Below are 26,437 nucleotides of genomic sequence, written 5' to 3'. Positions count from 1 at the left end.
CCGGCTCGGGGGTGTGGGCGCGCGGGGCGTTCTTTGCGCGCGGCGTTCCAGAAGGCATGGCAACTCTCAACGTCGTCGTGCCGACGCCATAGCTCAGCAGTCTGTCTCCAACTTTATCTCCAAGAAAATGTGTACTTTGGAGATAGACTTGGAGATAACCACAGCCTTACCAGACAAGGCTTACAGGCCGATACAACCGTCTATCTCCAAATCTCCAAATATTTTTACTTCCGGCTGCACAGCAATGTTCCGCATGGCACCGGCCTTCGACTGATCGCGCCTATGCCGATACGCCTGTTGGAATCTTCTGAACGACCTCGCCCGAAAGGCACACGCAGCAGATCGATATGAATTCTGCGGCTGCCAGAAGCGTGGGGGCAACTCTGGGGGCAACTCCGCAACACTCCACGAGCAACACCCTTACACTACGAGCCTCACATAGAATTATTTCATTCCGGCCCTGGCACCAGAATTTCGCAGCGTCATGCGCTGCAACTGTCCAAACCCGCGCAAGCTCGCCGCTTCGCGGGTTTTTTGTTGTTGCGCCGCGTTCGCCGCAACAGGTGGCCCGCTCCGGTAGTCCAAGCATCAGGGAATGCCGACCATGGAGGCGCCCATGTCCATGCGCGCGATTGCATGCCGGACCTGCCGCGGCGTGCTCGCCGCCGTGCTGGCGCTCGTGCTCGGCGGGTGTGACGTGCTGAGCGCGCCGCCGGTTCCTGACTGGCCTGGCCCGCATGCGCCCTATCCGTTCCCGGACAACATTCCGCATCGCACCGAATGACCCGACGGCCGCCGTTCGCTCGGCAGACTCAGGCCATCAACTCGCGGACGAAGTCGAGAAACACCCTAACCTTGGCCGAAACGAGATTCGACGCGTGGTGATACGCGTAAAGCGGAAAAGTCTCGTCGGCCCACTCGGGCAACAACTGAACCAACCGCCCGTCGGCCAGGATCTCCCGCGCATAGAGTTCCAGCAGTTGCGCGATGCCGACACCGCCCAGGCAAGCGCCGAGCAGCCCGCCCGTATCGTTGACGGTCAACCTGCCGGCGACGTCGACCGGCACCACTTCCTTGCCGCGATGAAACTCCCATTCGTACGGTCGCCCCGTCACCGGATCGCGGATCAGCACGCAACGATGCCCGTCCGCGAGATCGCGCGGATGACGCGGTTCGCCATGACGCGCGACGTAGGCCGCCGATGCGCAGGTCAGCACACGCGTCTCGAGCAGCAGTCGCGCCCGATATGACGACGGCTCCGGGATACCGAAGCGCACGGCCACGTCGAAGCCGTCGGCGACGAGGTCGCCCATCCGGTCCCGCACGCTGATCTCGACCGACAGATCGGGAAAGCGGTCGAGAAATTCCGCCATCCGCGGCGCCAGCACGTAGTGGCCGAACGTGCCGTCCACGTTGACCCGCAGCCGCCCCCTCACGCGCGCCTTCGACTGGCCGGCGTCGAGCGCCGCCTCCTCGATGCCGGCCAAGAGCGGCGCGACCACCTCGTAAAAGCGTCGCCCTTCGTCGGTCAACGTGATCGCGCGGGCCGTCCGGTTGAAGATCCGGATGCCGACCCGCTCTTCCAGCCGGGCGACGGCGCGGCTCACCGCCGGTTGAGTCAGCCCCATCGCCTCGCCCGCCCGCGCGAAGGTGCCGGCCTCGATCACCGCGGAGAGCACACCGATACCGCTGAGCAGTCTGCTGTCGAATCCCATGAGACATACTTTCAGTCATTCATCGACTGATCATTATTCATTATTTTTATTTATCGCGGAAGCCTACAGTTGTCCTGTCGCCGGATCGAACGGCATTCATCCAGTCATCAGGAGCAGGACATGAGCACATCGGAACAGGTCGCCCTCGTCACGGGTTCGTCGCGCGGCATCGGCGCGGAAATCGCCCGCCAACTCGCCCGGGACGGCTTCCGGGTCGTCGTCAACTATGCCGGGAGCGCCGGCCCGGCCCGCGAAGTGGTCGACGCGATCGTCGCCGACGGCGGCCATGCGATCGCGGTGCAGGCGAACGTCGCCGACCCGGCGGCCGTGTCCGCGCTGTTCGACGCCGCGCAACACGCATTCGGCGGCCTGGATGTGGTGGTCAATTCCGCGGGCGTGATGAAGCTCGCGACCATCGCCGACTGCGACGATGCGCTGTTCGACGAAACACTCGCCATCAACGTGAAAGGCACCTTCAACGTCTGCCGCGAAGCGGCCAGGCGGGTGCGCGACGGCGGACGCATCATCAACCTGTCGACCAGCGTGATCGGCATGCGCATGCCGACTTACGGCGTGTACGTCGCCAGCAAAGCGGCGGTCGAAAGCCTCACGCAGGTGCTTGCGCAGGAAATGCGCGGGCGCGGCGTCCGCGTGAATGCCGTCGCGCCCGGGCCGGTCGCGACCGAGCTGTTCCTGCAGGGCAAGAGCCCGGAACTCGTCGAGCGGCTCGCGAAGCTGAACCCACTCGAGCGGCTCGGCCAGCCCGACGACATCGCGCGCGTCGTCGCGTTCCTCGCCGGCCCGGACGGCGCGTGGATCAACGGCCAGATCCTGCGCGCCAACGGCGGCATGTGCTGACGCCCCCTCGCCGCCACCTCATCTTTCTGCCAGAAGATCGCTCATGAAGGAAGTCGTCCTCGTCACCGGCGCGTCCAGCGGCTTCGGCTTGCTGACGGCCCAGGCGCTCGCGCGCGCCGGTCACACGGTCTATGCATCGATGCGCGAGCGCGCCGGGCGCAACGCGCCGCGCGCCGCCGCCGTCGCGGCCTATGCGCAAGAACACGGCGTCGACCTGCGCAGCCTCGAACTCGACGTCGGCGACGACGCATCGGTCGACGCCGCCATCGAGCGCGTGATCACCGACAACGGCCGTCTGGACGTCGTCGTCCACAACGCCGGCCACATGGTGTTCGGGCCGGCCGAAGCCTTCACGCCGGAGCAGCTTGCGCAGCTCTACGACGTCAACGTCGTGTCGACCCAGCGCGTGAACCGCGCGGCGCTGCCGCACCTGCGCCGCCAGGGCCGCGGCCTGCTCGTGTGGGTGTCGTCCCTCGTCGGCGCGCGGCGGCACCCCGCCGTTCCTCGCGCCCTACTTCGCCGCGAAAGCCGCGATGGACTCGCTCGCGGTGTCCTACGCCGCCGAACTCGCTCGCTGGGGCATCGAAACGTCGATCGTCGTGCCGGGCGCGTTCACCCGAGGCACGAATCACTTCCTTCATGCGGGCAAGCCGGCCGATACCGCCGTGCAGGCTGCGTACGACAGCGGGCCGTACGCGGGCGTCGCCGAGCAGGCGTTGACGGGCCTCGCCGCGCTCGAACCGGCGGACGCCGACGCCGGCGCCGTCGCCACGGCGATTGCCGAGCTCGTCGCGGCGCCGGCCGGCAAGCGGCCCTACCGCGTGTTCGTCGACCCGTCGCAGGACGGCGCCGAGGAAGTGTTCCGTGTCGGCGATCGCATCCGCCGCGAGATGTTCCGGAACATCGGGCTCGCCGATCTGCTCGCGCCGCGTGTCGGCGGCTGATTCTTCGCGCGCCGGGCCGGCCGGCGCGCGTCAATCCCGCTCGCAGAAGCCGAGAATCGCGTCAGCGACTGCTGCCGCGGATTCGCGCTGCGGGAAGTGCCCGATGCCGTCGAGCACCTGCCGCTCGTAACGACCGGCGAAGAACCGCTCGCGCCCGGCCGAGCTATCCGGATGATTGCAGGTGTCCGCGCCGCCATGCAGCACGAGCGTTGGTACCGTCAGCACGGGCGCCGGGTTCAGCCGCGCGTCGTCGTCGGCATAAGCCGGCGTGCCTGGCGCGAAGCCCCAGCGCTGCCGGTACGAATGCAGCACGACGTCGATCCAGTCGGGTCCGTCGAACGCGGCGGCCGCCGCGTCGAAATCGCTGTCGCGATACCAGCCCGGTGGCGACCACGTATCCCACATCAGGCGCGCGAACGCGCGACGGTCGTCGCGCAGCGCCTGCTCGCCGCGCGGCGTCGCCATGAACCAGTGATACCAGTAGTTGCGCGCCTGCTGCAGCGACAGCGGCTGGGCAGGATCGTTGGTGCCGTACCCGACCGACAGCATCACGAGCTGCGAGGCGACACCGTCGCGTAGCCCGCATGCGTTCGCGGCCGCGCGGGCGCCCCAGTCGTGTCCGACCAGCACGGGCCGCTCGATACCGAGCGCATCGACGAATTCGAGCAGGTCGCGCCCGAGCGCAGCGAGCTGGCCGCTGCGCGGCACGGACGCGTCACGAAAGCGCGTCGGCGCAAAGCCACGCAACGCAGGCGCGAGCACGCGGTAGCCGCGTGCGGCCAGCGCCGATGCCACCGCCTCCCAGCCGACCGGGCTGTCCGGCCAGCCGTGCAGCAGCACGGCCACGCGTTCGCCGCGCGGGTTCCATTCGAGATAGGCAATGTCGAGCGACGCGGTCGTCGCATGCGCATAGGTCGTCATCGTGTACTCCGTGAAGTCAGCGTGAACCTACGATGGTAGGTCGGCCTTTCATCACGATTCACGGAGTATCATGATTCACTCTTCAAATCTTGCGTTGAATCGATCCATGGAACCGCCGACCGATCCCGCGTCGACCACGCTCGACATCGCGCTGCTGCGCACCTTTCTCGAAGTCGTCGACCGCCGCGGGTTCGCGCCGGCCGCGGAACGCCTCGCGCTGACGCCGTCCGCGGTGAGCGGGCACATCAAACGGCTCGAACAGGCGGCCGGCACCGTGCTGCTGGCGCGCACCACCCGCAGGATCGCGCTGACGCCGGCCGGCGACACGCTGTACGCGTACGCGCGCAACATCGTCGACATGGAACGCGAGGTGCGGGCACGGCTGCGCGGCGCGCCGGCGCACGGGCCGCTGCGGATCGGCGCGTCGGAGGATTTCGCGGGCACGTGGCTGCCGCAGGTGCTGCGCACCTTCCGCGACCGCCATCCGCGCGCATCGATCGAACTGAAGGTCGGCATCACCGCATCGCTGCTGCGGGAGCAGACGCTCGGCCGGCTCGACGTCGTGTTCGGCAAGCAATGCCGACAGGTCGACACGCCCGACGAACTGCTGTGGGAGGAGCCGCTCGTCTGGGCCTTCGCGGCCGATACGGCGCTCGACGCCGAGGAAGGCGTGCCGCTCGCGCTGTTTCCGGAACCGTGCGTGTACCGGGAAGCCGCGGTGTCCGCGCTCGCCGCGGCGCTGCGGCCGTTTCGCGTGCTGTTCGAAAGCGCGAGCATGGCCGGCTGCATGTCGGCCGCGCTCGCCGGCTTAGCGGTCACGGCGCTCGCGCGCAGCCAATTGCGCGACGGCTTGCGGGAATGCGGGCCGCACGACGGCCTGCCGGTGCTGCCGGCCGCACGCTTTTACGCATTCGCGTCGAAACCCGCGGGCGCCGGCGCCGCGCTGATCGACGCGGTGCGGGCCACCGGGCGCACGCGGCAGTTCGCCGCCTGAGTACGCACGGCGCGCTCGTCGCACGGGCCGCCTCGCGCCGGCGCCGATCGGCCGGCGTCACCGGCCAGCGAGCAATAAGCCGGCCCGCGGATACCGGCACGATGCCGCCGTCAGTCGCCGCTGCCGCGCGCGCCCGCGTCGTTCAACGCATCGGCCATCAACGCGCCGAACCACTCGATGAACGCGTTGAGCCGCCGCGAGCGATGCCGGCGGTGCGGGTACACGGCCGCGACGTCCATCGGCTCGGCGCGGTGGCCGGGCATCACATCGACGAGCGCGCCGCTTGCCAGCAGATGCTCGACGTCGAAGCGCGGAATCTGGATCAACCCCATTCCGGCGATGCAGCCGGCGATATAGGTTTCGGCGTTGTTGACGATCACGCGGCTCGGCAGCGTCAGCGTGTGCCGCTGCCCGTCCGCGCAGTATTCCCAGCCGAGCTCGCGCCCGGTCGTCGGCGACGCATAGCCGATCGCCCAGTGCCCGTGCGCGAGCGCGTCCGGATGCTCGGGTACGCCGCACTCGCGCAGATAGTCGGGGCTCGCGCAGTTGATCAGCGTGAACTGCCCGAGCGGCCGCACGACGAGGCTGCTGTCCGCGAGCCGCCCAACGCGGATCGCGCAGTCGACGCCTTCCTGCACGAGATCGATCGAGCGGTCCGTCGAGCCGAGCGACAGTTGCAGCTTCGGGTAGCGGCGAAACAGCGACGGCAGCGCGGGCGCCACGACGCGGCGCGCGATCCGGCTCGGCACGTCGACGTTCAGCCGCCCGACCACGTCGCGGTCGCGGCGCCGAAACAGGCGGTCGAGTTCGTCGGCCTCCGCGAGCAGGCGCCGGCCGCGCTCGAGCAGCAGCGCGCCGTCGGCGGTCAACTGCACCTGGCGGGTCGTGCGGTGCAACAGACGCGTGCCGAGCGCCGTCTCGAGCTGCTGGACGGCCGCCGACACGGTCGCGCGCGGCACGTCGAGCGCATGCGCGGCCTTGATGAAGCTGCCCATCTCGGCAACCTGCAGGAAGATCCTGACCTGATCCAGCTTGTCCATCGGCGGGAAACCCGGGTTCGAACGACGGTCGCCGCCGGCCGCCGCGCATCGCGGCCGGCTTCGGCGGCACAGAGAAAACGGGCGCGCGGCCTCGTGGTCGCGCGCCCGTCCATTGTCCACGCAAACGCGCCAGTGCGGTGCGCCGCGCGGCCGGCAAGCGCCCCGGTTACTTGGTCGTATAGCCGCCGTTGATCAGGATCGTCTGGCCGGTGATCCACCAGCCGTCGGTCACCAGATGGCGGATGAACGGCACGACATCCTCGATGTCGGTCAGTCCCGTCTTGCTGAACGGCGACAGCGCGGCGGCCGTCTTGTGATACGCGACCGCATCGGCGCCTTCGGCCGGATAGAAGAACGGCGTGTCCATCGGGCCCGGCCCGACGGCCGTCACCGAGATCCCGCGGGCGCCGTACTCCTTCGACGCCGCGCGCGTGAAGTGCTCGACCGGCGCCTTCGATCCTTCGTACGCCGCGTAGAACGGCGTGAACGCGCCGAGCAGCGACGTCACGAGCGTGACGAGCTTGCCGTGATCCTCGAGATGCCGGCCGGCTTCCTTGATGAAGAAGAACGCCGACTTGCTGTTGACCGCGAACATCTCGTCGTATTCGGCCTCGCTGATCTCGGTGAACGGCTTCTTCAGCACCTTGCCGACCGTGTTGATCGCGATGTCGATCTTGCCGAAGCGCTGCTTCGCGTCGTCGAACAGCTTCTCGACCGCGGCGGCCGTCGTCAGGTCCGCCTGGAACGTCGCGGCCTCCGCGCCGGCCGCGCGCACCGCGGCAGCCGTCTCCTCGGCCTGCGCCTGCGACGCCGCGCTGTTGTAGTGAATCGCCACCGCCTTCGCGCCGTGGCCCGCCAGGTCCCGTGCGATCAGGCCGCCGAGATTCTTTGCGCCGCCTGCGATCAGGACGACCTTGTCTGCGAGCGTATGAGTTGCCACGGTTGACTCCTTTTTTCGTTGAACGAAGCTAGGAGTGTAGGCATGCGCGACGCGCCGGTCAGCCGGCCGCGGCTGGATGGATTATCCAAAAAACCGATCCAATCAAAGCCGCGCAAGGTAGTCTGCCGCACCGACGGCGGCGCAGGTTTCTGAAGCCGATGGCGCGGCCGCCGGCCAGGTCAGCGCACGTACAGCGCCGCGTCGATCTTGCCAAGCAGCCACTGCATGCCGGCCAGATGCTGCTGGTCGTGGCTGCACAGGTAGTGGACGAGCCCGCGCACGGTCAGCGAACCGTAGCCGTCGAACTCGCCGGTACGCTCGAACTGTGCGGGCGTGAGGCGCGACAGCCATGCCAGCGTTTCGCGTCGTGCGTCGCGGATCGCCGCGAGCACGTCGGACGCATACGCGTCGTCGTAGCGCCGCTCGATCGCGAGCGCGTCGCCGTCGATCGACACGAGCAGCGGGTGGTCTTCGTCGAGCATGCGCCGCAGCCGCACGTGATAGCCGTCGATCTCGATGTCGCGCACATGGCAGAGCTGCCCGAGCGGCGAGAAATGCTCGCTCGGGATGCCGGTCCAGTCGTCGGGTGTCCAGCGCGCATAGCCGTCGGGCACGGCCGCGAAATGCGCTTCGAGCTGACGGGGGAAATCGGCGAGTGCGTCGAGCGTCGTCGGATTCATGCGGGAGCCTCCCTGTCGGATAAAGGCGAGCGGCAACCCTGGCACGGGCCTGCCGCCGTCGTGGCGTCACTTCACGCTGAAGCCGTATGCGCCCTGCGTGCGATGCCCGTCGGTCGCGACGGCCACCCACTTCACCGTATACGCGCCGGTGCCGAGCGCCGCGAGCGGCACCGTCATCCGCTTGCGGTTCGACGCGTCGATGCGCGCGCGGTCGTTCGACACCGTCTTGCCGTCGCCGTCGACGACGACGATCGAGCTGAATGCCGGCTCCAGCGGCTCGGTGAAGTCGATCGTGACGGCCGCCGGTGCGGCGGCCAGCGCCGCGCCCGCCGCCGGGTCGCTCTTCGCGAGATGCGCATGCGCGAACGCGGCCGACGAAACGGTCGCGGCCGCGATGACGGCGGCAACGTGGCGGCCGAACGGGAATGAATCGAAAGGCATGGACTTTCCGTGAAGAATGAACGGGTGCCGCGCGCTGCGCGGCGTCCCGGCAGCTTACCAGCGCGGGCGCGTTCATGCCGCCCATGCGCCGGTGCTTGATAGAATGCGCGCGCTATGGATCTCGAAAGCATTCTCTACACCCAGGGCTTCGGCTCGCGCCGCCAGTGCCGCGGCCTGATCGAAGCGGGCCGCGTCGCCGTCGCGGGCGCCGCCGCGACCGACCCGGACGCCACCTTCGACACCGACGGCCTCGTGTTCTCGGTCGACGATACGGCGTGGCCGTTCCATGCACGCGCGTACCTCGCACTCAACAAGCCAGCGGGCTACGAGTGTTCGCGCGATCCGCAGCACCATGCGAGCGTGTTCAGTCTGCTGCCCGCGCCGCTCGTCGCACGCGGCGTGCAATGCGTGGGCCGGCTCGACCAGGACACGACCGGCCTGCTGCTGCTGTCCGACGACGGCCAGTTCGTGCACGCGTACACGTCGCCGAAGCGCAAGGTGCCGAAGACCTACGTCGCGACCGTGCGCCACCCGCTCGACGACACGCAACTCCACGCGCTGCGCACCGGCGTGCAACTGCATGGCGAACCGAAGCCGATCGCGGCCGTCGCCGCCGACGCCCGCGACACGCACGCACTCGCGCTGACGGTGCTCGAAGGCAAGTACCACCAGGTCAAGCGGATGGTCGCCGCGGCGAGCAACCGCGTCGAATTGCTGCACCGCGAAAGCATCGGCGGGTTCGCGCTGCCGGCCGACCTCGCGCCCGGCGCATGGCGATGGCTCGACGAAGCCGACCTCGCCGCGCTGCGCAATCCGGTCAAAACCCTGTAAGGGAAAATCCGCACGACCGTTCGGTGCCTGGCCGCGTCTCGGCCGCAGGTTCCCCCGCTATACTGAAATCACAAGCTGCAAGAGCAGCGATGCAGGGGGAGGCATCATGAACGTCAACCATTCTTTCGAACTGTCGTCGGTGATGATCGCGTTCGCGGTCATCGGTGTCATCGTGATCGGCGGCCTGCTGGCCACGATGCATCTGAAGCACAAATATCATCCGAACCTGATCGGCGCGCTGATCGGTGCGCTGCTGTGTTTCCTGCTGATCGAGGCGTTACCGGCGCTCACCTGACGCGCTGCCCGGCGCGAGCGTTTGAAGGAAATCGTCTACGGTCGGATAGCGCAACGTCACGCACAATTCGGCCTTGAGCCGTGTGTTGGACAGGCGCCGCGACTCGCGCATGAACGACAGCAGTGTCGGCTCGAGCAGGCGCTCGGCGTCCGCGCGGCTCACGCGCGGCGGCCTCGGCAGGCCGAGCACCTGCGCGACCCGGTCGAAATACTCCCCCATCCGCAGTTCGGTGTCGTCCGACGCGTGCACGACGCGCGCCGGCTTGCCGTGCTCGGCCGCCCGGCGCAGGATCGCCGCGAGATCGTCCGCATGGATGTGGTTCGTGTACACGTCGTCGGCCGGCTCGAGCGCCGGCGTGCCGCGCTCGAGCCGCGCGACCGGCAGGCGGTTCGCCGCGTAGATGCCGGGGATGCGCACGATGCGCGCGGACAGCACGCCACGCACCGTCGCCGCACGCAGTTGCCGCTCGGCCGACACGCGCCGGAACGCGCGCGGATTCGCGGGGCGCAGCGGGTGCGTTTCGTCGATGCGCGCGCCGCCGCAGTCGCCGTAGACGCCCGTCGTACTGGCGTAGACGAGCGTCGGCGCGCGAAGGCCGTCGGGTACAATACGCGCTGCCCGAACGGGCGCGCCGGCCTGTCGCGCCGCGCTGCGCAGCGTTCGGAGCCGGCCGACCGCCGATGCCGGCGGTGCCGCCGGCCGACGCGCGGGCATGGACGTTGCGGCGATCAGCGCACGCGTGCGCCGGTCGTCACGGCCGTCGGACTGCGGCGGCGCGAGATGCAGGATCGTGCGGGCGAGGCCCGCGAGACGGCCGAGCGTCGCCCGGCGATCGAGGTCGCCGACGATCGGCGTCGCGCCCGCGGCGCGCAGTTCGTCGCGGCGAGCCGGATGGCTCGTCAGCGCGAGGATATGCAGGTCGGGGCGCGCGTTACGCCATTGCGCGACGCAGCGCATGCCGACGTCGCCGCAGCCGACGATCAGTACGCGCGGCCGGCGCAGGATTCGTGTCGCGATCATGTTGGTTGCGAAATCAGTAGCCGCCGTTGCGCGACGCGCAACGGCTTTGCATTGTAGCTGCCGTGCGCGACATGCACGGTCCCCCCATTTTGTTCTAGTTTGGTTCTATGGCATTCAACGTCACTCTCAAGCAAAGCGGCCGGCAATTCCAGGTCGAGTCGGACGAAACCGTGCTGGCCGCCGCACTGCGCCAGAACGTCCATCTGCCGTACGGCTGCAAGAACGGCGCGTGCGGCTCCTGCAAGGGCCAGATCGTGTCGGGCCAGATCGAACAGGGCCCGCACGCCGCGTCGGCGCTGTCCAACGACGAACGTACGCGCGGCCTCGCGCTGCTGTGCTGCTCGAAGGCCCAATGCGATCTCGAGATCGACGTGCGCGAGATCGCCGGCGTCGACGGCGTGCAGGTGAAGAAGCTGCCGTGCCGGATCGCCGCGCTCGAACGCAAGGCCGACGACGTGATGGTCGTGAAGCTGCAGTTGCCCGCGAACGAGCGCCTGCAGTACCTCGCGGGCCAGTACGTCGAGTTCATCCTGAAGGACGGCTCGCGCCGCAGCTACTCCATGGCGAATGCGCCGCACGAGGAAGGCCCGATCGAACTGCACATCCGCCACATGCCGGGCGGCAAGTTCACCGACCACGTGTTCGGTGCGATGAAGGAGCGCGACATCCTGCGCTTCGAAGGCCCGCTCGGCACGTTCTTCCTGCGCGAGGATTCCGACAAGCCGATCGTGCTGCTCGCGTCGGGCACCGGCTTCGCGCCGATCAAGGCGATCATCGAGCACGTGAAGCATTCGGGCATCACCCGCCCGATGACGCTCTACTGGGGCGCGCGCCGCAAGAAGGACATCTACCTCGCCGAGCTCGCCGAGCAGTGGGCGCGCGAGATCCCGAACTTCAAGTACGTGCCGGTGCTCTCCGAGCCGGACGACGCCGACCAGTGGACGGGCCGCACCGGCTTCGTCCATCGCGCGGTGATCGAGGACCTGCCCGATCTGTCCGGCCACCAGGTGTACGCGTGCGGCGCGCCGGTGATGGTCGAATCCGCGCAGCGCGATTTCACGCAGCACCACGCGCTGCCGGCCGACGAGTTCTACGCGGACTCGTTCACGAGCGCCGCCGACCTCGCGCATCCGGTCTGAGCACGGGGCGCGCCGCGCCCCCGCTGCGCGCCGCCGTGTCACATCCGTGGCATCGCGGCGGTTTACAGTGGGGCGCGGGATGCCTTATGCTTGCGCACATGAACCGCTTCCTGTCCGCTCTCCGACGTCGCCGCTCGCCGCTCCGCCCGGATGCCGCCGGCTCGTCACGGACTCGCGCGTAACCCTCCTCCGCTTCATCGGTTACGCACAAGCTGTTCGACCCACCAGCCACGGCCTTCCGTGGCTTTTTTATTGCCCGTTTCCCTTTCAACGCCCGCTGGAGTCTGCTGCCATGCCCCTGAACGATTATCCGATCGACTCGCTGATGTACATCACGAACCGCCCCGACATCGTGTTTACGCACGGCAAGGGTTCGTGGCTCTACGATCACACGGGCAAGCGCTATCTGGACTTCATCCAGGGCTGGGCCGTCAACAGCCTGGGCCACTGCAACGACGGTATCGTCGAAGCGCTGAAGACGCAGGCCGAGAAGCTGCTGAACCCGTCGCCGGCGTTCTACAACGAACCGATGGCGAAGCTCGCGGGCCTGCTCACGCAGCACAGCGTGTTCGACAAGGTGTTCTTCACCAACAGCGGCGCCGAGGCGAACGAAGGCGCGATCAAGCTCGCGCGCAAGTGGGGCCGCAAGTACAAGAACGGCGCATACGAGATCATCACGTTCGACCACAGCTTCCACGGCCGCACGCTCGCGACGATGTCGGCCAGCGGCAAGCCGGGCTGGGACACGATCTACGCGCCGCAGGTGCCGGGCTTCCCGAAAGCCGAGCTGAACAACATCGAGTCGGTCGAGAAACTGATCACCGACAAGACCGTCGCGGTGATGCTCGAGCCGATCCAGGGCGAAGGCGGCGTGATCCCGGCCACGCGTGAATTCATGCAGGCGCTGCGCGCGCTGACGAAACAGCACAACCTGCTGCTGATCGTCGACGAAGTGCAGAGCGGCTGCGGCCGCGCGGGCACGCTGTTCGCGTACGAGCTGTCCGGCATCGAGCCGGACGTCATGACGCTCGCGAAGGGCATCGGCGGCGGCGCGCCGCTCGGCGCGCTGCTGTCGAAGGCCGACGTCGCGGTGTTCGAGGCCGGCGACCAGGGCGGCACGTACAACGGCAACCCGCTGATGACGGCGGTCGGCTATTCGGTGATCTCGCAGCTCGTCGCACCCGGCTTCCTCGAAGGCGTGCGTGCGCGCAGCGAGTATCTGAAGCGCAAGCTGCTCGAGCTGTCGGAGGAACGCGGCTTCGAGGGCGAACGCGGCGAAGGCCTGCTGCGCGCGCTGCTGCTCGGCAAGGACATCGGCCCGCAGATCGTCGAGAAGGCGCGCGACATGCAGCCCGACGGCCTGCTGCTGAACGCCGCGCGGCCGAACCTGCTGCGCTTCATGCCCGCCCTGAACGTGACGACCGAAGAAATCGACCAGATGATGGCGATGCTGCGGTCGATCCTCGACACGCTGTAAGGAGACCGTCGCGATGGATGCCGCCGCCGATGTTGTCGCTATCCGCCCGTTCGACCGTGCCGACACCGATGCCGTGCTCGCGGTATGGCGCGACGCGTTCCCGCAGTACGACGAAGCCGGTGCGCCGCCGCACCGCGATCCGCTGCGATCGATCGAGCTGAAGCTCGCGACGCAGCCGGAACTGTTCTTCGTCGCGACCAGCGGCGCGCGCGTCGTCGGCACGCTGATGGCCGGTTTCGACGGACATCGCGGCTGGCTCTACTCGTTCGGCGTCGCGAACGACGCGCGCCGGCTCGGCATCGGCCGTGCACTCATCGCGCATGCGGAACGCGCGCTCGCCGCACGCGGCTGCCCGAAGATCAACCTGCAGGTGCTGCCCGGCAACGACGACGCATGCCGCTTCTATGCGGCGCTCGGCTATCGCGTCGAGGAACGCATCTCGTTCGGCAAGACGCTGTCGGCCGCGTAACACGGCCGCTCGTAGCGGTGCGGCTCAGCGCGTGATCGGCCCCGCGCCCGGCAGCGGATTGCCGAGCGCGTCGGTCGGCACGGCCTGCTGCTCGAACGCCGCGAAATACGCGGCCCATTGCGTGTCGCTCACGCGCACGAGCAGCGCGCCGTCCTGCCAGACGTCATTGTGGTCGTTGTGGTCGTCACCCGCGCGATGCAGGTAGTTCGGGCCCGTCGATCCCTGGTTCATGTGCGTGTCGTGGATGCCGTTGCCTTGCGCATAGGTGCGGCCGAACACGACGACGTCGAGGCCCTGCGACTGCGCGGCGTTCACGAGCCGCAGCAGCGACGGGATCGGCTCCGGATGCTCGGTGCCGTCCATCACCGCACTCGCGCGCCACGCGCCCGTCTCGTTCAGGATGTCGCTGCGCAGATAGTCGAGCGCGGGCAGCGCGGCCCGCCCGGTCAGATCGGTATAGCCCTCGGCCGCGGCGGCGAGCGTCGCCGTGACCGGATGGTGGAAATCGTAGACGAGCTTGTAGTTCAGCAAATCGTCCGCGTCGCTGGTGCCAACGTTGATCGCGACGTCCCAGTCGCCCGCCGGCAGCGCCAGCGTCAGGTGAACGTGATACTGGATCTCGCGGCCGTGCGGCGAGCCCTTCAGCTTCGCCACCGACGTCACCTTCGCCTTCACGAAACCGTAGTCCAGACTCATGCGTGCTCTCCGTGTCCCGATGGGTCATCGATGCTACGCGGCCCGTGTGTCGGTTTGCCGACGGCCAGCCGCGTGCACGACCCAACAGTCGAATGGAGTGGCCTTTGCGCGCACAGTTCGACGCAAGTCGCCCAAGACGAAAAAAACCGTCACGGTTTCCCGTGACGGCTTTTCGGACAGCCCGCGCGCGACTTGCGCAACGGGGCCCGTTCGCTCGATCGCTTACTCGCCCAGATACGCGGCGCGCACCTTCGGATCGTCGAGCATCTGCTTCGCGTCGCCTTCCATCGTGACCGTGCCCGAATCCATCACGTAGCCGCGGTCGGCCGCCTGCAGCGCGAGGCGTGCGTTCTGCTCGACCAGCAGCACCGTGATGCCCTCCTTCGAGATCTCGCGCACCACTTCGAAGATCTTCTCGACCATGATCGGCGACAGCCCCATCGACGGTTCGTCGAGCAGCAGCAGCTTCGGCTTGGACAGGATCGCGCGCGACATCGCCAGCATCTGCTGCTCGCCGCCCGACAGCGTGCCCGCGAGCTGCGTCGCCCGTTCCTTCAGGCGCGGGAAGAAGCCGAACATCCGGTCGACGTCCTTCTTGATCTGCTCGTTGTCGTTGCGCAGATACGCGCCCATCTGCATGTTTTCGATGATCGACATGCGCGCGAAGATCCCGCGGCCTTCCGGCACCATCGCGAGGCCGCGCTTGAGCAGCTCGTGCGACGGGATGCCCTTGATCGACTTGCCTTCGTACTCGATGTCGCCCGCCGAGTACGGCTTCAGGCCGGTGATCGCCTTCATCGTCGTGGTCTTGCCGGCGCCGTTCGCACCGATCAGCGTCACGAGCTCGCCCTGACGGACTTCCATGTCAACGCCCTTGACGGCCTGAATGCCGCCGTAGTTGACCTGCAAGCCCTTGATTTTCAACATTGCCGCTGCCATCAGTGCACCCCTGCGCCGAGATATGCCTCAATCACCTTCGGATTCTTCTGCACGTCCTGCGGCAGACCTTCGGCGATCACCTTGCCGTAATCGAGCACCGTCATCCGGTTGCACAGCCCCATCACGAGCTTCACGTCGTGCTCGATCAGGAGAATCGTGCGGCCGTCCGAACGGATCTTGTCGAGCAGGCGCGTGAGTTCGACCTTCTCGGTCGCGTTCATCCCGGCCGCCGGCTCGTCGAGCGCGAGCAGCTTCGGGTCGGTCGCGAGGGCCCGGGCGATTTCCAGCCGACGCTGGTGGCCATACGACAGGTTGCGCGACGTGTAGTCCGCGTACTGCAGCACGCCGACGTATTCGAGCAGCTCGATCGCGCGTTCCTTGATCTCGCGCTCTTCCTGGCGTTCGGCCGGCGTCTGGAACACCGCGCCGAGCAGCCCGTGCTTGGTGCGCACGTGGCGGCCCACCATCACGTTCTCGAGCGCCGTCATCCCGCCGAACAGGCGGATGTTCTGGAACGTGCGCGCGATGCCGGCCTTGGCCACCTGGTGCACGGCCGTCGGCGTGTAGTTCGTGCCGTCCAGCTTGAAGTCGCCGGAGTCGGGCGTGTAGAGGCCCGTGATCACGTTGAAGAACGTCGTCTTGCCGGCGCCGTTCGGGCCGATCAGACCGTAGATCTCGCCTTCGCGGATCTGCAGGCCGACGTCTGACAGCGCCTGCAGCCCGCCGAAGCGCTTGTTCACGCCCGAGACGGACAGTCGGATTTGCTTGTCGCTCATGTGTGTATCCCCTTGTCCGTAGGTTAAGCGCGCACCGGCTTCTTGCTGTTGCGCTTCGCCAGTTTCGCGATCTTGTCCTCATGCTTCGGCGCGGGCCACAGGCCTTCCGAGCGGTACAACATGATGATCACCATCGCGAGGCCGTACAGCGCCTGACGGATCACTTCGGTATCGACGATGTCATGACCGAACAGCGCGTGCTGCAGCGGGCTCATCGTCGAGCGCAGGAATTCCGGGAAGATCGCGAGCAGCACCGCGCCCAGGATCACGCCCGGGATGTGGCCCATGCCGCCGAGCACCACGCAGGCGAGCACGACGATCGATTCCCAGAACGTGAACGACTCGGGCGACACGAAGCCCTGGAACGCACCGAACATCGAGCCCGACAGGCCGCCGAACGACGCGCCCATCGCGAACGCGAGCAGCTTCACGTTACGGGTGTTGATGCCCATCGCCTTCGCGGCGATCTCGTCCTCGCGGATCGCGGCCCACGCGCGGCCGATACGCGAGTGCTGCAGACGCGTACACACCCAGATCACCAGCAGCGAGCAGAGCACGAACAGGTAGTAGTACATGTACACCGACGGCAGCTGGAAGCCGAACAGCGTATGCGTCTGCGACAAGTTGAAGCCGCCGACGTGCACCGGATCGATGCCCGTGATCCCCTTCGGGCCGTTGGTGATGTTCACCGGACGGTCGAGGTTGTTCATGAAGATCCGGACGATTTCACCGAAGCCGAGCGTGACGATCGCCAGGTAGTCGCCGCGCAGGCGCAGCGTCGGCGCGCCGAGCAGGATCCCGAAGGTCGCCGCCAGCGCCATCGCGATCGGCACGATCAGCAGGAACGGCACGTGCAGCCCGTTCGGCGCGAGCGCCGCGATCCACTCGAACTGCGAGGTCAGGTGCGGCGAGCTCAGGAGCGCCGCCGTGTAGGCGCCCACCGCGTAGAACGCGATGTAGCCGAGGTCGAGCAGGCCGGCGAAGCCGACCACCACGTTCAGGCCCAGCGCGAGCATCACGTACAGCATCGCGAAGTCGAGCACGCGGACCCAGTAGTTGCCGCCGGCCGAGCCGATGATGATCGGCGCGGCGATCACGAACGCGGCGGTCAGGATGCCGATGACGACGGTCTTGGCGGTATTGCGCTCTTCGACCAGCGACGTCGACGATTCAATCGGTTGAATGGATGTCATGTTGTTTGCTCCCCTTCCGTTACGCGCGGTCCGCGACCCGTTCGCCCAGCAGGCCCGACGGGCGGAACACCAGCACGATGATCAGCACGACGAAGGCGAACACGTCCTGGTAGTTACTGCCGAATACGCCGCCCGTGAGGTTGCCGATGTAGCCGGCCCCGAGCTGCTCGATCAGGCCGAGCAGCACGCCGCCGACCATCGCGCCGCCGAGGTTGCCGATCCCGCCGAGCACCGCGGCCGTGAACGCCTTCATGCCGGGGATGAAGCCCATGTAGAAGTGCACGTTGCCGTATTCGGACGCGATCATCACGCCGGCCAGCGCGGCGAGCGCGGAGCCGATCATGAACGTCGCGGAGATCACGAAGTTCGGGTTCACGCCCATCAGGCTCGCCGTATTCGGGCTTTCGGCGATCGCGCGCATCGCGCGGCCGAGCTTGGTCTTGTGCACGAGCAGCAGCAGGCCGCCCATCACGATGAACGCGACCGCGATGATCACGATTTCAGTCACCGAGATCACGGCGCCGGGGGTCGTGTCGGTGGCCTTGATCACGTTGATCGGGTCGGTCGGCAGCAACTGCGGGAACGGCAGCGGGTTGCGCGACCAGATGATCATCGCGGCGGTCTGCAGCAGGATCGACACGCCGATCGCGGTGATCAGCGGGGCGAGACGCGGCGCGCGGCGCAGCGGCCGGTATGCGACGCGTTCGATGGTGAAGCCGACGAACGCACAGACGACCGCGGCGATGCCCAGGCCGATCGTCAGCGTCGCGACGTTGCCGAGTCCGGGAAAGTGGTTCTGCAGCACGGTGATGGCCGACAGCGCGACCATCGCGCCGATCATCAGCACGTCGCCGTGCGCGAAGTTGATGATGCCGAGAATGCCGTACACCATCGTGTATCCCAACGCGATGATGGCGTACACACTGCCGAGCACCAGCCCGTTGAGAACCTGCTGGACGAAAATATCCATTTAAAGCTCCTTGGCCCGTGCTGCCGGAGGACGTTGCGCCCCGCGGGTAAGCGAGGAATCGCGCCTTCTCGGCGACACTGCGGGTACTAGTCGATACCGGTAAGGGTGGATCGTTCCGGCGCGCGCCGCCCGGCCTGTACGGCCGGACCTGCCGCCGGAGCGGATACAAAAACGGCACCGCACTGTTCCGGTGCCGTCATGAGTCCCGTCGCTAAATCGTCACGACATCGAGGACGGTGTTCGTGGCCTCCTTGAAGTCGTGGGGCAGCATGCCGAGACGGCCGTCGTCCGGTTTCCCGGCATCCGTGCCTTGGCCCGTCCAGTGCCATGCAAGCATCGCGCCAGGACGGATCGGATTCCGCGTCGCGTCGCCGGCGAGGGCGTTGCGACAGCCGCGCCCGACTTTCGTCAGGACTGCATCGGAATCCATCGTACGAACCAGACTGCGCGTCGCGACACGGTCGGTCGCGGCGGCGCGCTGTTTCGTCGAATCGAATTGAAGGGGGGATAGTGGCCTCGGCACGCTGCCGGCCAGGCCGTGAGCATCCGGCATCCGTCGATCGGCGGCTGGCCGCGACGCAGCCGGCATGCCCGCTGCCGGCCCGGTCGCCAGGCCGCGCGCGTGGATTTCCTCGATCGTCAAACTCGCCAAACGTGCCCCGTTTTCCTTGTCCCTGCCCAGTTGCGCGATACGGCGCGCCGATGGCGCCGCACGTCCGGCTCCGGCGACGCGCACGCCGCCGGCCGATGGTGCCGCGCCCCCCGCGGCCTCCCTGCCCGCCTCGCCGTCGCTCTTTTTGCTGCAGCCGGCAAGCATTGCAACCGGCGCGGCGACGGACACGGCGTAAGCCAACTTCACATGCATTGAATGGTCTCCCGCGCCTTGCCAAATCCCGATTTCAAAGCCATTCCGGCTTGAAAACGGGCGCATTGTAACTCCATTTATAGGACGCCAATATTCCTGATTCGATGGGGTTTTCCTGCATTGCAACCAATTTTGAGACACGATTGGGCGCAGTCGGAGCAACCGGGTTGCACCATGACCGGGAATAATGGTTGCGATTTGAATGTCGAGGCACAAAAAAAGCGCGCCGGGAGGGCGCGCTTCGGTGTTCCGCGGAGTGCGATGCGGCAATCAGGCGGCGGGCGGCAGGTTCAACCCGCGCGGCAGCGGAAACGACACGTTTTCCTCGATGCCGTCGAGTGCGCGGACGTTGCGCACGCCGAGTTCGCGCAGCCGCGCGATCACGGCCTGGGCGAGCACCTCGGGCGCCGACGCGCCGGCCGTCACGCCGATGCGGCGCTTGCCGGCGACCCATGCGGGATCGATCTGGTCCGGTGCATCGACCATGTACGCGGCCACGCCGCGCTTTTCGGCCACTTCGCGCAGCCGGCTCGAGTTCGAGCTGTTCGGACTACCGACCACGATCACGACGTCGCATTGCGGCGCCATGAACTTCACCGCGTCCTGGCGATTCTGCGTCGCGTAGCAGATGTCCTGCTTCTTCGGCTCGCGGATCTTCGGATACTTCGCCTTCAGCGCGCCGATGATCTCGGCCGCGTCGTCGACGGACAGCGTCGTCTGCGTGACGAGCGCGATGCGCTCGGGATCGGCGAGTTCGAGCTTCTGCACGTCCTCGACGCTTTCGACGAGGTGCATGCCGCGCTCCACCTGACCCATCGTGCCTTCGACTTCGGGATGGCCCTTGTGCCCGATCATGACGATGTCGACACCGTCCTGGCGCATTTTCGCCACTTCGACGTGCACCTTCGTGACGAGCGGACAGGTTGCGTCGTAAATGCGCAGCCCGCGCACGTCGGCCTCGTCGCGCACGGCCTTCGACACGCCGTGTGCACTGAAGATCACGGTGTTGCCGGCCGGCACTTCCTCGAGTTCCTCGACGAAGATCGCGCCCTTCTTCTTCAGATCCTCGACCACGTACTTGTTGTGGACGATTTCGTGACGCACGTAGATCGGCGCACCGTGCATCGCGATGGCGCGCTCGACGATCTCGATCGCGCGGTCGACGCCCGCGCAGAAACCGCGCGGCTGGGCCAGCAGGATTTCGGCGTCGGCGGCGACGGTCTGCCCGGACAGCGTATCGGTGGTACTCATGATTACAGGATTCCGATGATTTTCACTTCGAACGTGAGCGCCTGGCCCGCGAGCGGATGATTGAAGTCGAACAGCGCGGAAGTCTCGCTGACTTCCTTCAGCACCCCCGCGTAGCGACCGCCATCCGGCGCATTGAACTCGATGAGTTCGCCCGGCGTGAAATCGTCGCCGACCATCCCGTTCTCGCGCAGCGTCGACAGCGTCACGCGCTGGAGCATGTCCGGATTGCGGGGGCCGAACCCCTGATCGGGGGCTAGCTGAAAAGTCGAATGGTCGCCGACCCTGAGCCCGAGCAGAATCTGTTCCAGCGACGGCGCCAGTTGCCCCGCGCCCAGCAACAGCGTGGCCGGCTTGTCCGAGAAGGTGTTGACGATGTCGGCGCCGTCGGCCAGTGCCAGCCGGTAATGCAATGTGACGTGGGAACCGGGCTTCACTTCGGATAGATCGATGAGGCTCATGAATTACTCGTTCAGTCGGCGCCCGCTACGGCCGAATGGCCCGGCGCAAAGCCAATATTGTAAGTCACCTGAGCGTGCAAGGCGGAAAGTGCGACGACGTTGCGCACGCCGCCCGCCGCCAATGGAGTTCCGACCATGCTGTCTCCCTGCCCCATCCCGCCGTCGGCCGAATGCCGCGACACCGCCGATACGCCGGCCGATCCGCCCGGCCGCGTCATCCCGATCAACCGGCGCAGGCGCCGTCCGGGCGACTGGCGGCCCGAGCGGCCGCGCGAACGGCTGCTGGAACGCGGGCCGGCCGCGCTGACCGACGACGAGCTGATCGCGCTGCTGCTCGGCACCGGCAAGCCCGGTCACGATGTATTCGTCACCGCCCGCGCACTGGTCGATCAGTTCGGCACGCTGCACGGGCTGCTCGAAGCGACCGCCGACGATTTCGAGGCGCACCCCGGCATCGGCCCCGCACGCTCCGCGCGGCTCGTCGCGGTCACCGAGATCGCGCGGCGCATGCTGGTGGAGAAAGCGGAAGAACGGATGCAGATCGACTCGCCCGGCGCCGTCGAGGATTGTTTGCGACTGAAGATCGGCACGCGCCAGTACGAAGTGTTCATCGCGGTCTATCTGGACGCGCGCAACCGCCTGATCGACATGGAGGAAATCGCGCGCGGCTCGCTCACGCGCATGGCCGTCTATCCGCGCGAGATCGTGCGCCGCGCGATGAAACACAACGCCGCGGCGCTGATCGTCGCGCACAACCATCCGTCGGGCGCGGTACAGCCGAGCGCGGAAGACCGCCGCCTGACCCGCGTGCTGAAGGACGCGCTCGAACTCGTCGACGTACGGTTGCTCGATCATGTCGTCGTCGGCGTCAGCGATACTTTCTCGTTCGCGCGGGCCGGTTGGCTGTAGACTGTGGCCCGGCGACCCACCCCGGGGCGCCGCAACGACGAAGCGAAATTAGGTTTGATTTTTCTGAACTTTTTCTGCTAGAATCGTCGTCTGTCTTTTTTCCAACCAGTTCTAGCCATCGAAGGGCCTTGTCTGTAAGGGCTACGGCGTTCTGAGTGCAGCCATGGATCACGTGGCGGTGCGATGGAACCTTCACCGGCGATCGAACCCCGAATTTAGCGTATTAGGAGTGCTCTCATGGCACGCGTATGCCAAGTAACTGGGAAAGCGCCGATGAGCGGCAACAACGTTTCCCACGCCAACAACAAGACGAAGCGCCGCTTCCTCCCGAACCTGCAAAACCGCCGGTTCTGGGTTGAGAGCGAAAACCGCTGGGTGCGCCTGCGCGTCTCGAACGCCGGCCTGCGCCTGATCGACAAGAACGGCATCGATTCCGTGCTCGCTGACCTGCGCGCACGCGGCGAAGCCTAAGCCCAAGGAGCACAATCATGGCAAAAGGCGCCCGCGACAAGATCAAGCTTGAGTCGACCGCTGGTACGGGTCACTTCTACACGACCACGAAGAACAAGCGCAACATGCCGGAAAAGATGGCGATCAAGAAGTTCGATCCCGTCGTCCGCAAGCATGTGGAATACAAAGAAACCAAGATCAAGTAATCTCCGGTTTCTGCCAGCCTGACGGCGACCGAAAAGCCCCGCACATGCGGGGCTTTTTGTTTTGCGCGTGTTTTGCGCGCACGCTCGAGCCCGACGCGGTATGCTCTCCCCTTTCCGCGGCCACGGCCGCCGGAACGCACAAGATCAAAAGCGTAACGATGGAGATGCAGCATGAAATTCGACGTGGCGATCGTCGGCAGCGGCCTGGCAGGGCTGTCGGTCGCACTCAACCTGGCCAGCACGCGACGTGTCGCACTGATCGCGAAACGTTCGATGATGGAGGGGGCGAGCGATAACGCGCAAGGCGGCATCGCGGCGGTCCTCGACTCGGCGGACAGCATCGAGAACCACGTCGACGACACGCTGGTCGCCGGTGGCGGCCTGTGCGACGAAGGCGCGACGCGCTACATCGTCGAGCACGGCCGCGAAGCCATCGAATGGCTGATCTCGCAAGGCGTACCGTTCACGAAGGACGACGCGGCCGAACTCGGCTTTCACCTGACGCGCGAAGGCGGCCACAGCCACCGGCGGATCATCCATGCGGCCGATGCGACCGGCCATGCGGTGCTCGCGACGCTGTCGGAGCGGGCGCGCCAGCATCCGAACATCACGTTCTTCGAAAACCACCACGCGATCGACCTGATCACGTCCGACCGGCTCGGCCTGCCCGGCCGCCGTTGTCACGGCCTGTATGCGCTCGACGTCGACAACGACCGCACGATCACGATCGAGGCGCCGCACACCGTGCTCGCCACCGGCGGCGCCGGCAAGGTCTACCTGTACACGACGAACCCCGACACCGCGACCGGCGACGGCATCGCGATGGCATGGCGGGCGGGCTGTCGCGTGTCGAACATGGAATTCATCCAGTTCCACCCGACCTGCCTGTTCCATCCGTATGCGAAGTCGTTCCTGATTTCGGAGGCCGTGCGCGGCGAAGGCGGCCTGCTGAAGCTGCCCGACGGCACCCGCTTCATGCCCTCGCACGATCCGCGCGCGGAGCTCGCGCCGCGCGACATCGTCGCTCGCGCGATCGACTTCGAGATCAAGAAGCGCGGGATCGACTGCGTGTATCTCGACATCAGCCATCAGCCGGAAACGTTCCTGCGCGAACACTTCCCGATGATTCATGCGCGCTGCCTCGAATTCGGCATCGACATCGCGAAACAGCCGATTCCCGTCGTGCCGGCCGCGCACTATACGTGCGGCGGCGTCGTCACCGATCTCGCGGGGCGCACCGATCTCGCCGGCCTGTATGCGGTCGGCGAAACGTCGTACACGGGGCTGCACGGCGCGAACCGGCTCGCGAGCAACTCGCTGCTCGAATGTCTCGTGATCGGCCGCGCGGCAGCCGAGGCGATCGAGGCGGCCGGCTTCGACGCCGACACGCCGGCCACGCTGCCCGCGTGGGACGAAAGCCGTGTGTCGGATGCGGACGAGGAAGTCGTCGTCGCACACAACTGGGACGAACTGCGCCGCCTGATGTGGAACTACGTCGGCATCGTGCGCACCGACAAGCGCCTCGAACGCGCGAAACATCGCCTGTCGCTGCTGCGCGACGAGATCCACGAGTACTACGCGAACTTCCGCGTGACACGCGATCTGCTCGAACTGCGCAACCTCGTCGACGTGGCTACGCTGATCGTCAAGAGTGCGCACTCCCGCCGCGAAAGCCGCGGGCTGCACTACAGCCGCGACTGGCCGCATACGCTGCCGAAGGCGTTGCCGAGCGTACTCACGCCGCGCGTGCGCCGCTGAGCGGCGCGCCGCCCTTCCCGGCCGCCGCCGCAGCACAAAAAAAGCCGTTGGCGTTTGCGCGCCAACGGCTTTTTGTCTGATCGGATGACGTTCGGTCAGTCGACGATTCGCATCGAATAGTCGGTCGCCCGCACGTCCTTCGTCAGCGCGCCGATCGAGATCCGATCGACGCCCGTCTCCGCGAACGCACGCACCGTATCGAAATTGACGCCGCCGGAGACTTCGAGCACGGCCTTGCCATCCGCGACGCGCACCGCTTCGCGCATCATGTCGAGCGTGAAGTTGTCGAGCAGCACCGACTGCGCGCGATGCGCGAGCGCCGTGTCGAGCTGCGCGAGCGTCTCGACTTCGATCTGCACCGGCACACCCGACTCCAGCGCGAACGCCGCATCGAGCGCCTCGCCGACACCGCCTGCCGCCGCGATGTGGTTCTCCTTGATCAGGATGCCGTCGTACAGCGCGAGCCGCTGGTTTTCGCCGCCGCCCACGCGCACTGCGTACTTCTGCGCGAGCCGCAGCCCCGGCAGCGTCTTGCGCGTATCGAGGATCTTCGCGCGCGTGCCTTCGACGCGTTCGACGTAACGGCGCGTCGCCGTCGCGACACCCGACAGCAGTTGCAGGAAGTTCAGCCCGTTGCGCTCGGCCGTCAGCAGCGCGCGCGCCGGCCCTTCGAGTTCGCAGACGGTCGAATCAGGCGTCATCCGGTCGCCTTCGCGATAGCGCCATTGCACGACGATCGACGGATCGATCCGGGCGATCACGCCCTCGAACCACGGCACGCCGCACAGCACGGCTTCCTCGCGCACGATGATCCGCGCGCGGCGGCGCTCGCCGGCCGGCACGAGCCTCCCGGTCTGGTCGCCGGTGCCGACGTCTTCGGCGATCGCGTCGCCTACGTTGCGCGCGATCGCTTCGTCGAATGCCGCGCCGTATTGGGCGCGAACGGCTTCGAACAGCGGGGATACGGCGTTGCTCATGCCGCCCCCACGTTCGCGAACAGCGACTGGTCGCGCTGCAGATCGCCGCTCGCCTGCACACGCTTCTTGTGCGCGGCCGCGAATTCGAGCATCCGGTCGATCGGCAAACGCGCACGCTCGCCGATCGCGGGATCGACGAAAATCTCGTTGTGACCGCGTTCGAGCACGTCGGCGAGGTTCGCGAGGCCGTTCATCGCCATCCACGGACAGTGCGCGCAGCTCTTGCAGGTCGCGCTGTTGCCGGCCGTCGGCGCGGCAATGAAGGTCTTGCCGGGCGCGGCAAGCTGCATCTTGTGCAGGATGCCGAGATCGGTCGCGACGATGAAGCGCTTCGCATCGAACTTGACGGCCGCGTCGATCAATTGCGTGGTCGAACCGACGACGTCGGCCTGCGCCACGACGTTTTCCGGCGACTCGGGGTGGACGAGCACCTTCGCGTCCGGATATTCGGCGCGCAGCAGGTCGAGCTCGATGCCCTTGAATTCGTCGTGGACGAGACACGAGCCCTGCCACAGCAGCATGTCCGCGCCGGTCTTTTTCTGGATATAGCTGCCGAGATGACGGTCCGGCGCCCAGATGATCTTTTCGCCGCGCGCGTGCAGGTCCGCCACGATCTCGAGACCGATCGACGACGTGACCATCCAGTCCGCGCGCGCCTTCACGGCCGCGCTGGTGTTCGCGTAGACGACGACGGTACGGTCCGGATGCGCATCGCAGAACGCCGAGAATTCGTCGACCGGGCAGCCGAGGTCGAGCGAACAGGTCGCATCGAGATCGGGCATCAGGATCCGTTTGTTCGGGCTCAGGATCTTCGCGGTTTCGCCCATGAAGCGCACGCCGGCGACGACCAGCGTCTGCGCGTCGTGGTCACGGCCGAAGCGGGCCATTTCGAGCGAATCGGCCACGCAGCCGCCCGTTTCGTCGGCCAGCTCCTGCAGTTCGGCATCCACGTAGTAGTGGGCGACGAGCACGGCCTTTTCACGGGCGAGCAGCGCCTTGATGCGTGCCTTCAGCGCAGCGCGCTCCTCGGCGGACGGCGCGTCGGGCACCTTGGCCCATGCCTGTCCGACGCCGCACACGGTCCCTGCTGCGACGGGCCGGTCGTACTCGACGGGTTTGATCGTCGATTGCATCTCCATATCTCCTGTCGACCCAAGTTAGCGCTTTAGCGCTTACTCTGATCCCAAGCCTCATACCAATCCCGGTGCTGCCGGTCCGTCAAAAA

At 66.9% G+C, this 26,437-nt stretch carries 29 protein-coding genes and 1 pseudogene; 13 read left to right on the top strand and 17 right to left on the bottom strand.

All coding sequences use genetic code 11. The annotated features are described in order from the left end of the window. The first annotated feature begins 616 nt into the window (after positions 1-616). Positions 617-784 (top strand): hypothetical protein, encoded by a 168-nt coding sequence (locus BLS50_RS35905; protein ID WP_164728348.1) that lies wholly within the window; start codon positions 617-619, stop codon positions 782-784. Positions 785-812: 28 nt separating this feature from the next. Here the strand turns inward: BLS50_RS35905 and BLS50_RS12195 are convergent, their stop codons facing one another. Continuing rightward, positions 813-1,715 (bottom strand): LysR family transcriptional regulator, encoded by a 903-nt coding sequence (locus tag BLS50_RS12195; RefSeq protein WP_074802308.1) that lies wholly within the window; start codon positions 1,713-1,715, stop codon positions 813-815. Positions 1,716-1,835: 120 nt separating this feature from the next. Between BLS50_RS12195 and BLS50_RS12190 the strand changes: the two genes are divergently transcribed. After that, positions 1,836-2,573, top strand: coding sequence for an SDR family oxidoreductase (locus BLS50_RS12190; protein WP_074802307.1), 738 nt, complete (start codon positions 1,836-1,838; stop codon positions 2,571-2,573). A 43-nt stretch (positions 2,574-2,616) separates the two neighbouring features. Further along, positions 2,617-3,517 (top strand): annotated as a pseudogene (locus BLS50_RS12185) (SDR family oxidoreductase). Between the two features lie 30 nt (positions 3,518-3,547). Here the strand turns inward: BLS50_RS12185 and BLS50_RS12180 are convergent. Continuing rightward, complete coding sequence (locus tag BLS50_RS12180; RefSeq protein WP_074802306.1) at positions 3,548-4,438, bottom strand: alpha/beta fold hydrolase; 891 nt, start codon at positions 4,436-4,438, stop codon at positions 3,548-3,550. 106 nt (positions 4,439-4,544) lie between these two features. Here BLS50_RS12180 and BLS50_RS12175 point away from each other — a divergent pair, with 106 nt between their 5' ends. Then, entirely contained in the window at positions 4,545-5,432 is an 888-nt protein-coding gene (locus BLS50_RS12175; RefSeq protein ID WP_074802305.1) for a LysR family transcriptional regulator, read from the top strand. Between the two features lie 110 nt (positions 5,433-5,542). Here the strand turns inward: BLS50_RS12175 and BLS50_RS12170 are convergent, their stop codons facing one another. The 4 genes from BLS50_RS12170 to copC all read right to left on the bottom strand — a co-directional run bounded on the left by BLS50_RS12170 (position 5,543) and on the right by copC (position 8,533). Then, the gene (locus tag BLS50_RS12170) at positions 5,543-6,472 is read right to left on the bottom strand and encodes a LysR family transcriptional regulator (RefSeq protein ID WP_074802304.1); all 930 of its coding nucleotides are present in this window, start codon (positions 6,470-6,472) and stop codon (positions 5,543-5,545) included. Positions 6,473-6,638: 166 nt separating this feature from the next. After that, positions 6,639-7,412 carry an SDR family oxidoreductase gene (locus BLS50_RS12165; RefSeq protein WP_006478064.1) on the bottom strand — a complete coding sequence of 258 codons (774 nt, stop codon included), beginning with the start codon at positions 7,410-7,412 and terminating at the stop codon, positions 6,639-6,641. A gap of 179 nt (positions 7,413-7,591) precedes the next feature. After that, the gene (locus BLS50_RS12160) at positions 7,592-8,092 is read right to left on the bottom strand and encodes a DinB family protein (protein WP_074802303.1); all 501 of its coding nucleotides are present in this window, start codon (positions 8,090-8,092) and stop codon (positions 7,592-7,594) included. 66 nt (positions 8,093-8,158) lie between these two features. Further along, positions 8,159-8,533, bottom strand: coding sequence for a copper homeostasis periplasmic binding protein CopC (gene copC, locus BLS50_RS12155; RefSeq protein ID WP_027813257.1), 375 nt, complete (start codon positions 8,531-8,533; stop codon positions 8,159-8,161). A gap of 114 nt (positions 8,534-8,647) precedes the next feature. On the opposite strand from copC, the gene BLS50_RS12150 reads away from it, so the two are divergent. Then, positions 8,648-9,364: a 16S rRNA pseudouridine(516) synthase gene (locus BLS50_RS12150; protein WP_074802302.1), complete on the top strand. Its 717-nt coding sequence runs from the start codon at positions 8,648-8,650 to the stop codon at positions 9,362-9,364. 106 nt (positions 9,365-9,470) lie between these two features. Then, complete coding sequence (locus BLS50_RS12145) at positions 9,471-9,659, top strand: hypothetical protein (protein WP_012329060.1); 189 nt, start codon at positions 9,471-9,473, stop codon at positions 9,657-9,659. On the opposite strand, the gene BLS50_RS12140 is transcribed toward BLS50_RS12145, so the two are convergent. Then, positions 9,642-10,679 carry an NAD-dependent epimerase/dehydratase family protein gene (locus BLS50_RS12140; RefSeq protein WP_074802301.1) on the bottom strand — a complete coding sequence of 346 codons (1,038 nt, stop codon included), beginning with the start codon at positions 10,677-10,679 and terminating at the stop codon, positions 9,642-9,644. The genes BLS50_RS12145 and BLS50_RS12140 overlap by 18 nt on opposite strands. A 107-nt stretch (positions 10,680-10,786) precedes the next feature. Here BLS50_RS12140 and BLS50_RS12135 point away from each other — a divergent pair, with 107 nt between their 5' ends. The 3 genes from BLS50_RS12135 (at position 10,787) to BLS50_RS12125 (ending at position 13,764) form a co-directional block, all read left to right on the top strand. Further along, entirely contained in the window at positions 10,787-11,818 is a 1,032-nt protein-coding gene (locus BLS50_RS12135; RefSeq protein WP_006478058.1) for a CDP-6-deoxy-delta-3,4-glucoseen reductase, read from the top strand. A 292-nt stretch (positions 11,819-12,110) separates the two neighbouring features. Continuing rightward, on the top strand, positions 12,111-13,295 hold the full coding sequence (locus BLS50_RS12130) for an acetylornithine transaminase (RefSeq protein WP_012329062.1): 1,185 nt from the start codon (positions 12,111-12,113) through the stop codon (positions 13,293-13,295). Positions 13,296-13,308: 13 nt separating this feature from the next. Next, positions 13,309-13,764, top strand: a complete 456-nt coding sequence (locus tag BLS50_RS12125; protein WP_074802300.1) for a GNAT family acetyltransferase — start codon at positions 13,309-13,311, stop codon at positions 13,762-13,764. Between the two features lie 24 nt (positions 13,765-13,788). On the opposite strand, the gene BLS50_RS12120 is transcribed toward BLS50_RS12125, so the two are convergent. From BLS50_RS12120 to BLS50_RS12080, 8 genes are all read right to left on the bottom strand, one after another. Further along, positions 13,789-14,460 carry a DUF2278 family protein gene (locus BLS50_RS12120; RefSeq protein WP_074802299.1) on the bottom strand — a complete coding sequence of 224 codons (672 nt, stop codon included), beginning with the start codon at positions 14,458-14,460 and terminating at the stop codon, positions 13,789-13,791. Positions 14,461-14,682: 222 nt separating this feature from the next. After that, positions 14,683-15,399, bottom strand: coding sequence for an ABC transporter ATP-binding protein (locus BLS50_RS12110; RefSeq protein WP_006478054.1), 717 nt, complete (start codon positions 15,397-15,399; stop codon positions 14,683-14,685). Further along, positions 15,399-16,175, bottom strand: coding sequence for an ABC transporter ATP-binding protein (locus tag BLS50_RS12105; protein ID WP_006478053.1), 777 nt, complete (start codon positions 16,173-16,175; stop codon positions 15,399-15,401). The genes BLS50_RS12110 and BLS50_RS12105 overlap by 1 nt, the downstream gene beginning before the upstream one ends. Positions 16,176-16,198: 23 nt before the next feature. Beyond that, positions 16,199-17,368, bottom strand: coding sequence for an ABC transporter permease subunit (locus tag BLS50_RS12100; protein WP_006478052.1), 1,170 nt, complete (start codon positions 17,366-17,368; stop codon positions 16,199-16,201). Positions 17,369-17,387: 19 nt separating this feature from the next. Next, positions 17,388-18,338, bottom strand: coding sequence for a branched-chain amino acid ABC transporter permease (locus BLS50_RS12095; protein WP_006478051.1), 951 nt, complete (start codon positions 18,336-18,338; stop codon positions 17,388-17,390). 211 nt (positions 18,339-18,549) lie between these two features. After that, entirely contained in the window at positions 18,550-19,203 is a 654-nt protein-coding gene (locus tag BLS50_RS12090) for an amino acid-binding protein (protein WP_074802298.1), read from the bottom strand. A 270-nt stretch (positions 19,204-19,473) separates the two neighbouring features. Continuing rightward, positions 19,474-20,454 carry a 4-hydroxy-3-methylbut-2-enyl diphosphate reductase gene (gene ispH / locus BLS50_RS12085; RefSeq protein WP_006488968.1) on the bottom strand — a complete coding sequence of 327 codons (981 nt, stop codon included), beginning with the start codon at positions 20,452-20,454 and terminating at the stop codon, positions 19,474-19,476. Between the two features lie 2 nt (positions 20,455-20,456). Next, positions 20,457-20,912: an FKBP-type peptidyl-prolyl cis-trans isomerase gene (locus BLS50_RS12080; protein ID WP_006488950.1), complete on the bottom strand. Its 456-nt coding sequence runs from the start codon at positions 20,910-20,912 to the stop codon at positions 20,457-20,459. Positions 20,913-21,047: 135 nt separating this feature from the next. Here BLS50_RS12080 and radC point away from each other — a divergent pair, with 135 nt between their 5' ends. The 4 genes from radC (at position 21,048) to nadB (ending at position 24,235) form a co-directional block, all read left to right on the top strand. After that, positions 21,048-21,821, top strand: a complete 774-nt coding sequence (gene radC, locus BLS50_RS12075) for a RadC family protein (RefSeq protein ID WP_074802297.1) — start codon at positions 21,048-21,050, stop codon at positions 21,819-21,821. 237 nt (positions 21,822-22,058) lie between these two features. Then, a complete protein-coding gene (gene rpmB / locus BLS50_RS12070) occupies positions 22,059-22,292 on the top strand; it encodes a 50S ribosomal protein L28 (protein ID WP_004186391.1) in 234 nt (77 codons plus the stop codon). A 17-nt stretch (positions 22,293-22,309) separates the two neighbouring features. Next, positions 22,310-22,477: a 50S ribosomal protein L33 gene (rpmG, locus tag BLS50_RS12065; protein WP_006478046.1), complete on the top strand. Its 168-nt coding sequence runs from the start codon at positions 22,310-22,312 to the stop codon at positions 22,475-22,477. Positions 22,478-22,648: 171 nt separating this feature from the next. Next, complete coding sequence (gene nadB / locus BLS50_RS12060) at positions 22,649-24,235, top strand: L-aspartate oxidase (RefSeq protein ID WP_074802296.1); 1,587 nt, start codon at positions 22,649-22,651, stop codon at positions 24,233-24,235. Positions 24,236-24,330: 95 nt separating this feature from the next. Here nadB and nadC read toward each other — a convergent pair whose 3' ends face one another. Continuing rightward, entirely contained in the window at positions 24,331-25,212 is an 882-nt protein-coding gene (gene nadC / locus BLS50_RS12055) for a carboxylating nicotinate-nucleotide diphosphorylase (protein ID WP_074802295.1), read from the bottom strand. Further along, entirely contained in the window at positions 25,209-26,345 is a 1,137-nt protein-coding gene (gene nadA, locus BLS50_RS12050; protein ID WP_023477032.1) for a quinolinate synthase NadA, read from the bottom strand. Before nadA ends, nadC begins: the two co-directional genes overlap by 4 nt. Between the last annotated feature and the right edge of the window lie 92 nt (positions 26,346-26,437).

The sequence above is a fragment of the Burkholderia orbicola genome (assembly GCF_900100915.1).
Classification (GTDB): domain Bacteria; phylum Pseudomonadota; class Gammaproteobacteria; order Burkholderiales; family Burkholderiaceae; genus Burkholderia; species Burkholderia orbicola.
The sequence above is the reverse complement of the archived record's forward strand: the minus strand, read 5'-3'. Positions and strand labels throughout refer to the sequence as shown.

Coding starts and splice junctions, on each gene's coding strand:
- BLS50_RS12090 (WP_074802298.1), bottom strand. CDS start 19,203: ATGCATGTGAAGTTGGCTTACGCCGTGTCCGTCGCCGCGCCGGTTGCA.
- BLS50_RS12125 (WP_074802300.1), top strand. CDS start 13,309: ATGGATGCCGCCGCCGATGTTGTCGCTATCCGCCCGTTCGACCGTGCC.
- BLS50_RS12130 (WP_012329062.1), top strand. CDS start 12,111: ATGCCCCTGAACGATTATCCGATCGACTCGCTGATGTACATCACGAAC.
- rpmG (WP_006478046.1), top strand. CDS start 22,310: ATGGCAAAAGGCGCCCGCGACAAGATCAAGCTTGAGTCGACCGCTGGT.
- BLS50_RS35905 (WP_164728348.1), top strand. CDS start 617: ATGTCCATGCGCGCGATTGCATGCCGGACCTGCCGCGGCGTGCTCGCC.
- BLS50_RS12150 (WP_074802302.1), top strand. CDS start 8,648: ATGGATCTCGAAAGCATTCTCTACACCCAGGGCTTCGGCTCGCGCCGC.
- rpmB (WP_004186391.1), top strand. CDS start 22,059: ATGGCACGCGTATGCCAAGTAACTGGGAAAGCGCCGATGAGCGGCAAC.
- BLS50_RS12140 (WP_074802301.1), bottom strand. CDS start 10,679: ATGATCGCGACACGAATCCTGCGCCGGCCGCGCGTACTGATCGTCGGC.
- BLS50_RS12190 (WP_074802307.1), top strand. CDS start 1,836: ATGAGCACATCGGAACAGGTCGCCCTCGTCACGGGTTCGTCGCGCGGC.
- BLS50_RS12145 (WP_012329060.1), top strand. CDS start 9,471: ATGAACGTCAACCATTCTTTCGAACTGTCGTCGGTGATGATCGCGTTC.
- BLS50_RS12135 (WP_006478058.1), top strand. CDS start 10,787: ATGGCATTCAACGTCACTCTCAAGCAAAGCGGCCGGCAATTCCAGGTC.
- ispH (WP_006488968.1), bottom strand. CDS start 20,454: ATGAGTACCACCGATACGCTGTCCGGGCAGACCGTCGCCGCCGACGCC.
- BLS50_RS12095 (WP_006478051.1), bottom strand. CDS start 18,338: ATGGATATTTTCGTCCAGCAGGTTCTCAACGGGCTGGTGCTCGGCAGT.
- radC (WP_074802297.1), top strand. CDS start 21,048: ATGCTGTCTCCCTGCCCCATCCCGCCGTCGGCCGAATGCCGCGACACC.
- BLS50_RS12110 (WP_006478054.1), bottom strand. CDS start 15,399: ATGGCAGCGGCAATGTTGAAAATCAAGGGCTTGCAGGTCAACTACGGC.
- BLS50_RS12120 (WP_074802299.1), bottom strand. CDS start 14,460: ATGAGTCTGGACTACGGTTTCGTGAAGGCGAAGGTGACGTCGGTGGCG.
- BLS50_RS12175 (WP_074802305.1), top strand. CDS start 4,545: ATGGAACCGCCGACCGATCCCGCGTCGACCACGCTCGACATCGCGCTG.
- copC (WP_027813257.1), bottom strand. CDS start 8,533: ATGCCTTTCGATTCATTCCCGTTCGGCCGCCACGTTGCCGCCGTCATC.
- nadC (WP_074802295.1), bottom strand. CDS start 25,212: ATGAGCAACGCCGTATCCCCGCTGTTCGAAGCCGTTCGCGCCCAATAC.
- BLS50_RS12170 (WP_074802304.1), bottom strand. CDS start 6,472: ATGGACAAGCTGGATCAGGTCAGGATCTTCCTGCAGGTTGCCGAGATG.
- nadA (WP_023477032.1), bottom strand. CDS start 26,345: ATGCAATCGACGATCAAACCCGTCGAGTACGACCGGCCCGTCGCAGCA.
- BLS50_RS12080 (WP_006488950.1), bottom strand. CDS start 20,912: ATGAGCCTCATCGATCTATCCGAAGTGAAGCCCGGTTCCCACGTCACA.
- BLS50_RS12195 (WP_074802308.1), bottom strand. CDS start 1,715: ATGGGATTCGACAGCAGACTGCTCAGCGGTATCGGTGTGCTCTCCGCG.
- BLS50_RS12160 (WP_074802303.1), bottom strand. CDS start 8,092: ATGAATCCGACGACGCTCGACGCACTCGCCGATTTCCCCCGTCAGCTC.
- BLS50_RS12100 (WP_006478052.1), bottom strand. CDS start 17,368: ATGACATCCATTCAACCGATTGAATCGTCGACGTCGCTGGTCGAAGAG.
- BLS50_RS12105 (WP_006478053.1), bottom strand. CDS start 16,175: ATGAGCGACAAGCAAATCCGACTGTCCGTCTCGGGCGTGAACAAGCGC.
- BLS50_RS12180 (WP_074802306.1), bottom strand. CDS start 4,438: ATGACGACCTATGCGCATGCGACGACCGCGTCGCTCGACATTGCCTAT.
- nadB (WP_074802296.1), top strand. CDS start 22,649: ATGAAATTCGACGTGGCGATCGTCGGCAGCGGCCTGGCAGGGCTGTCG.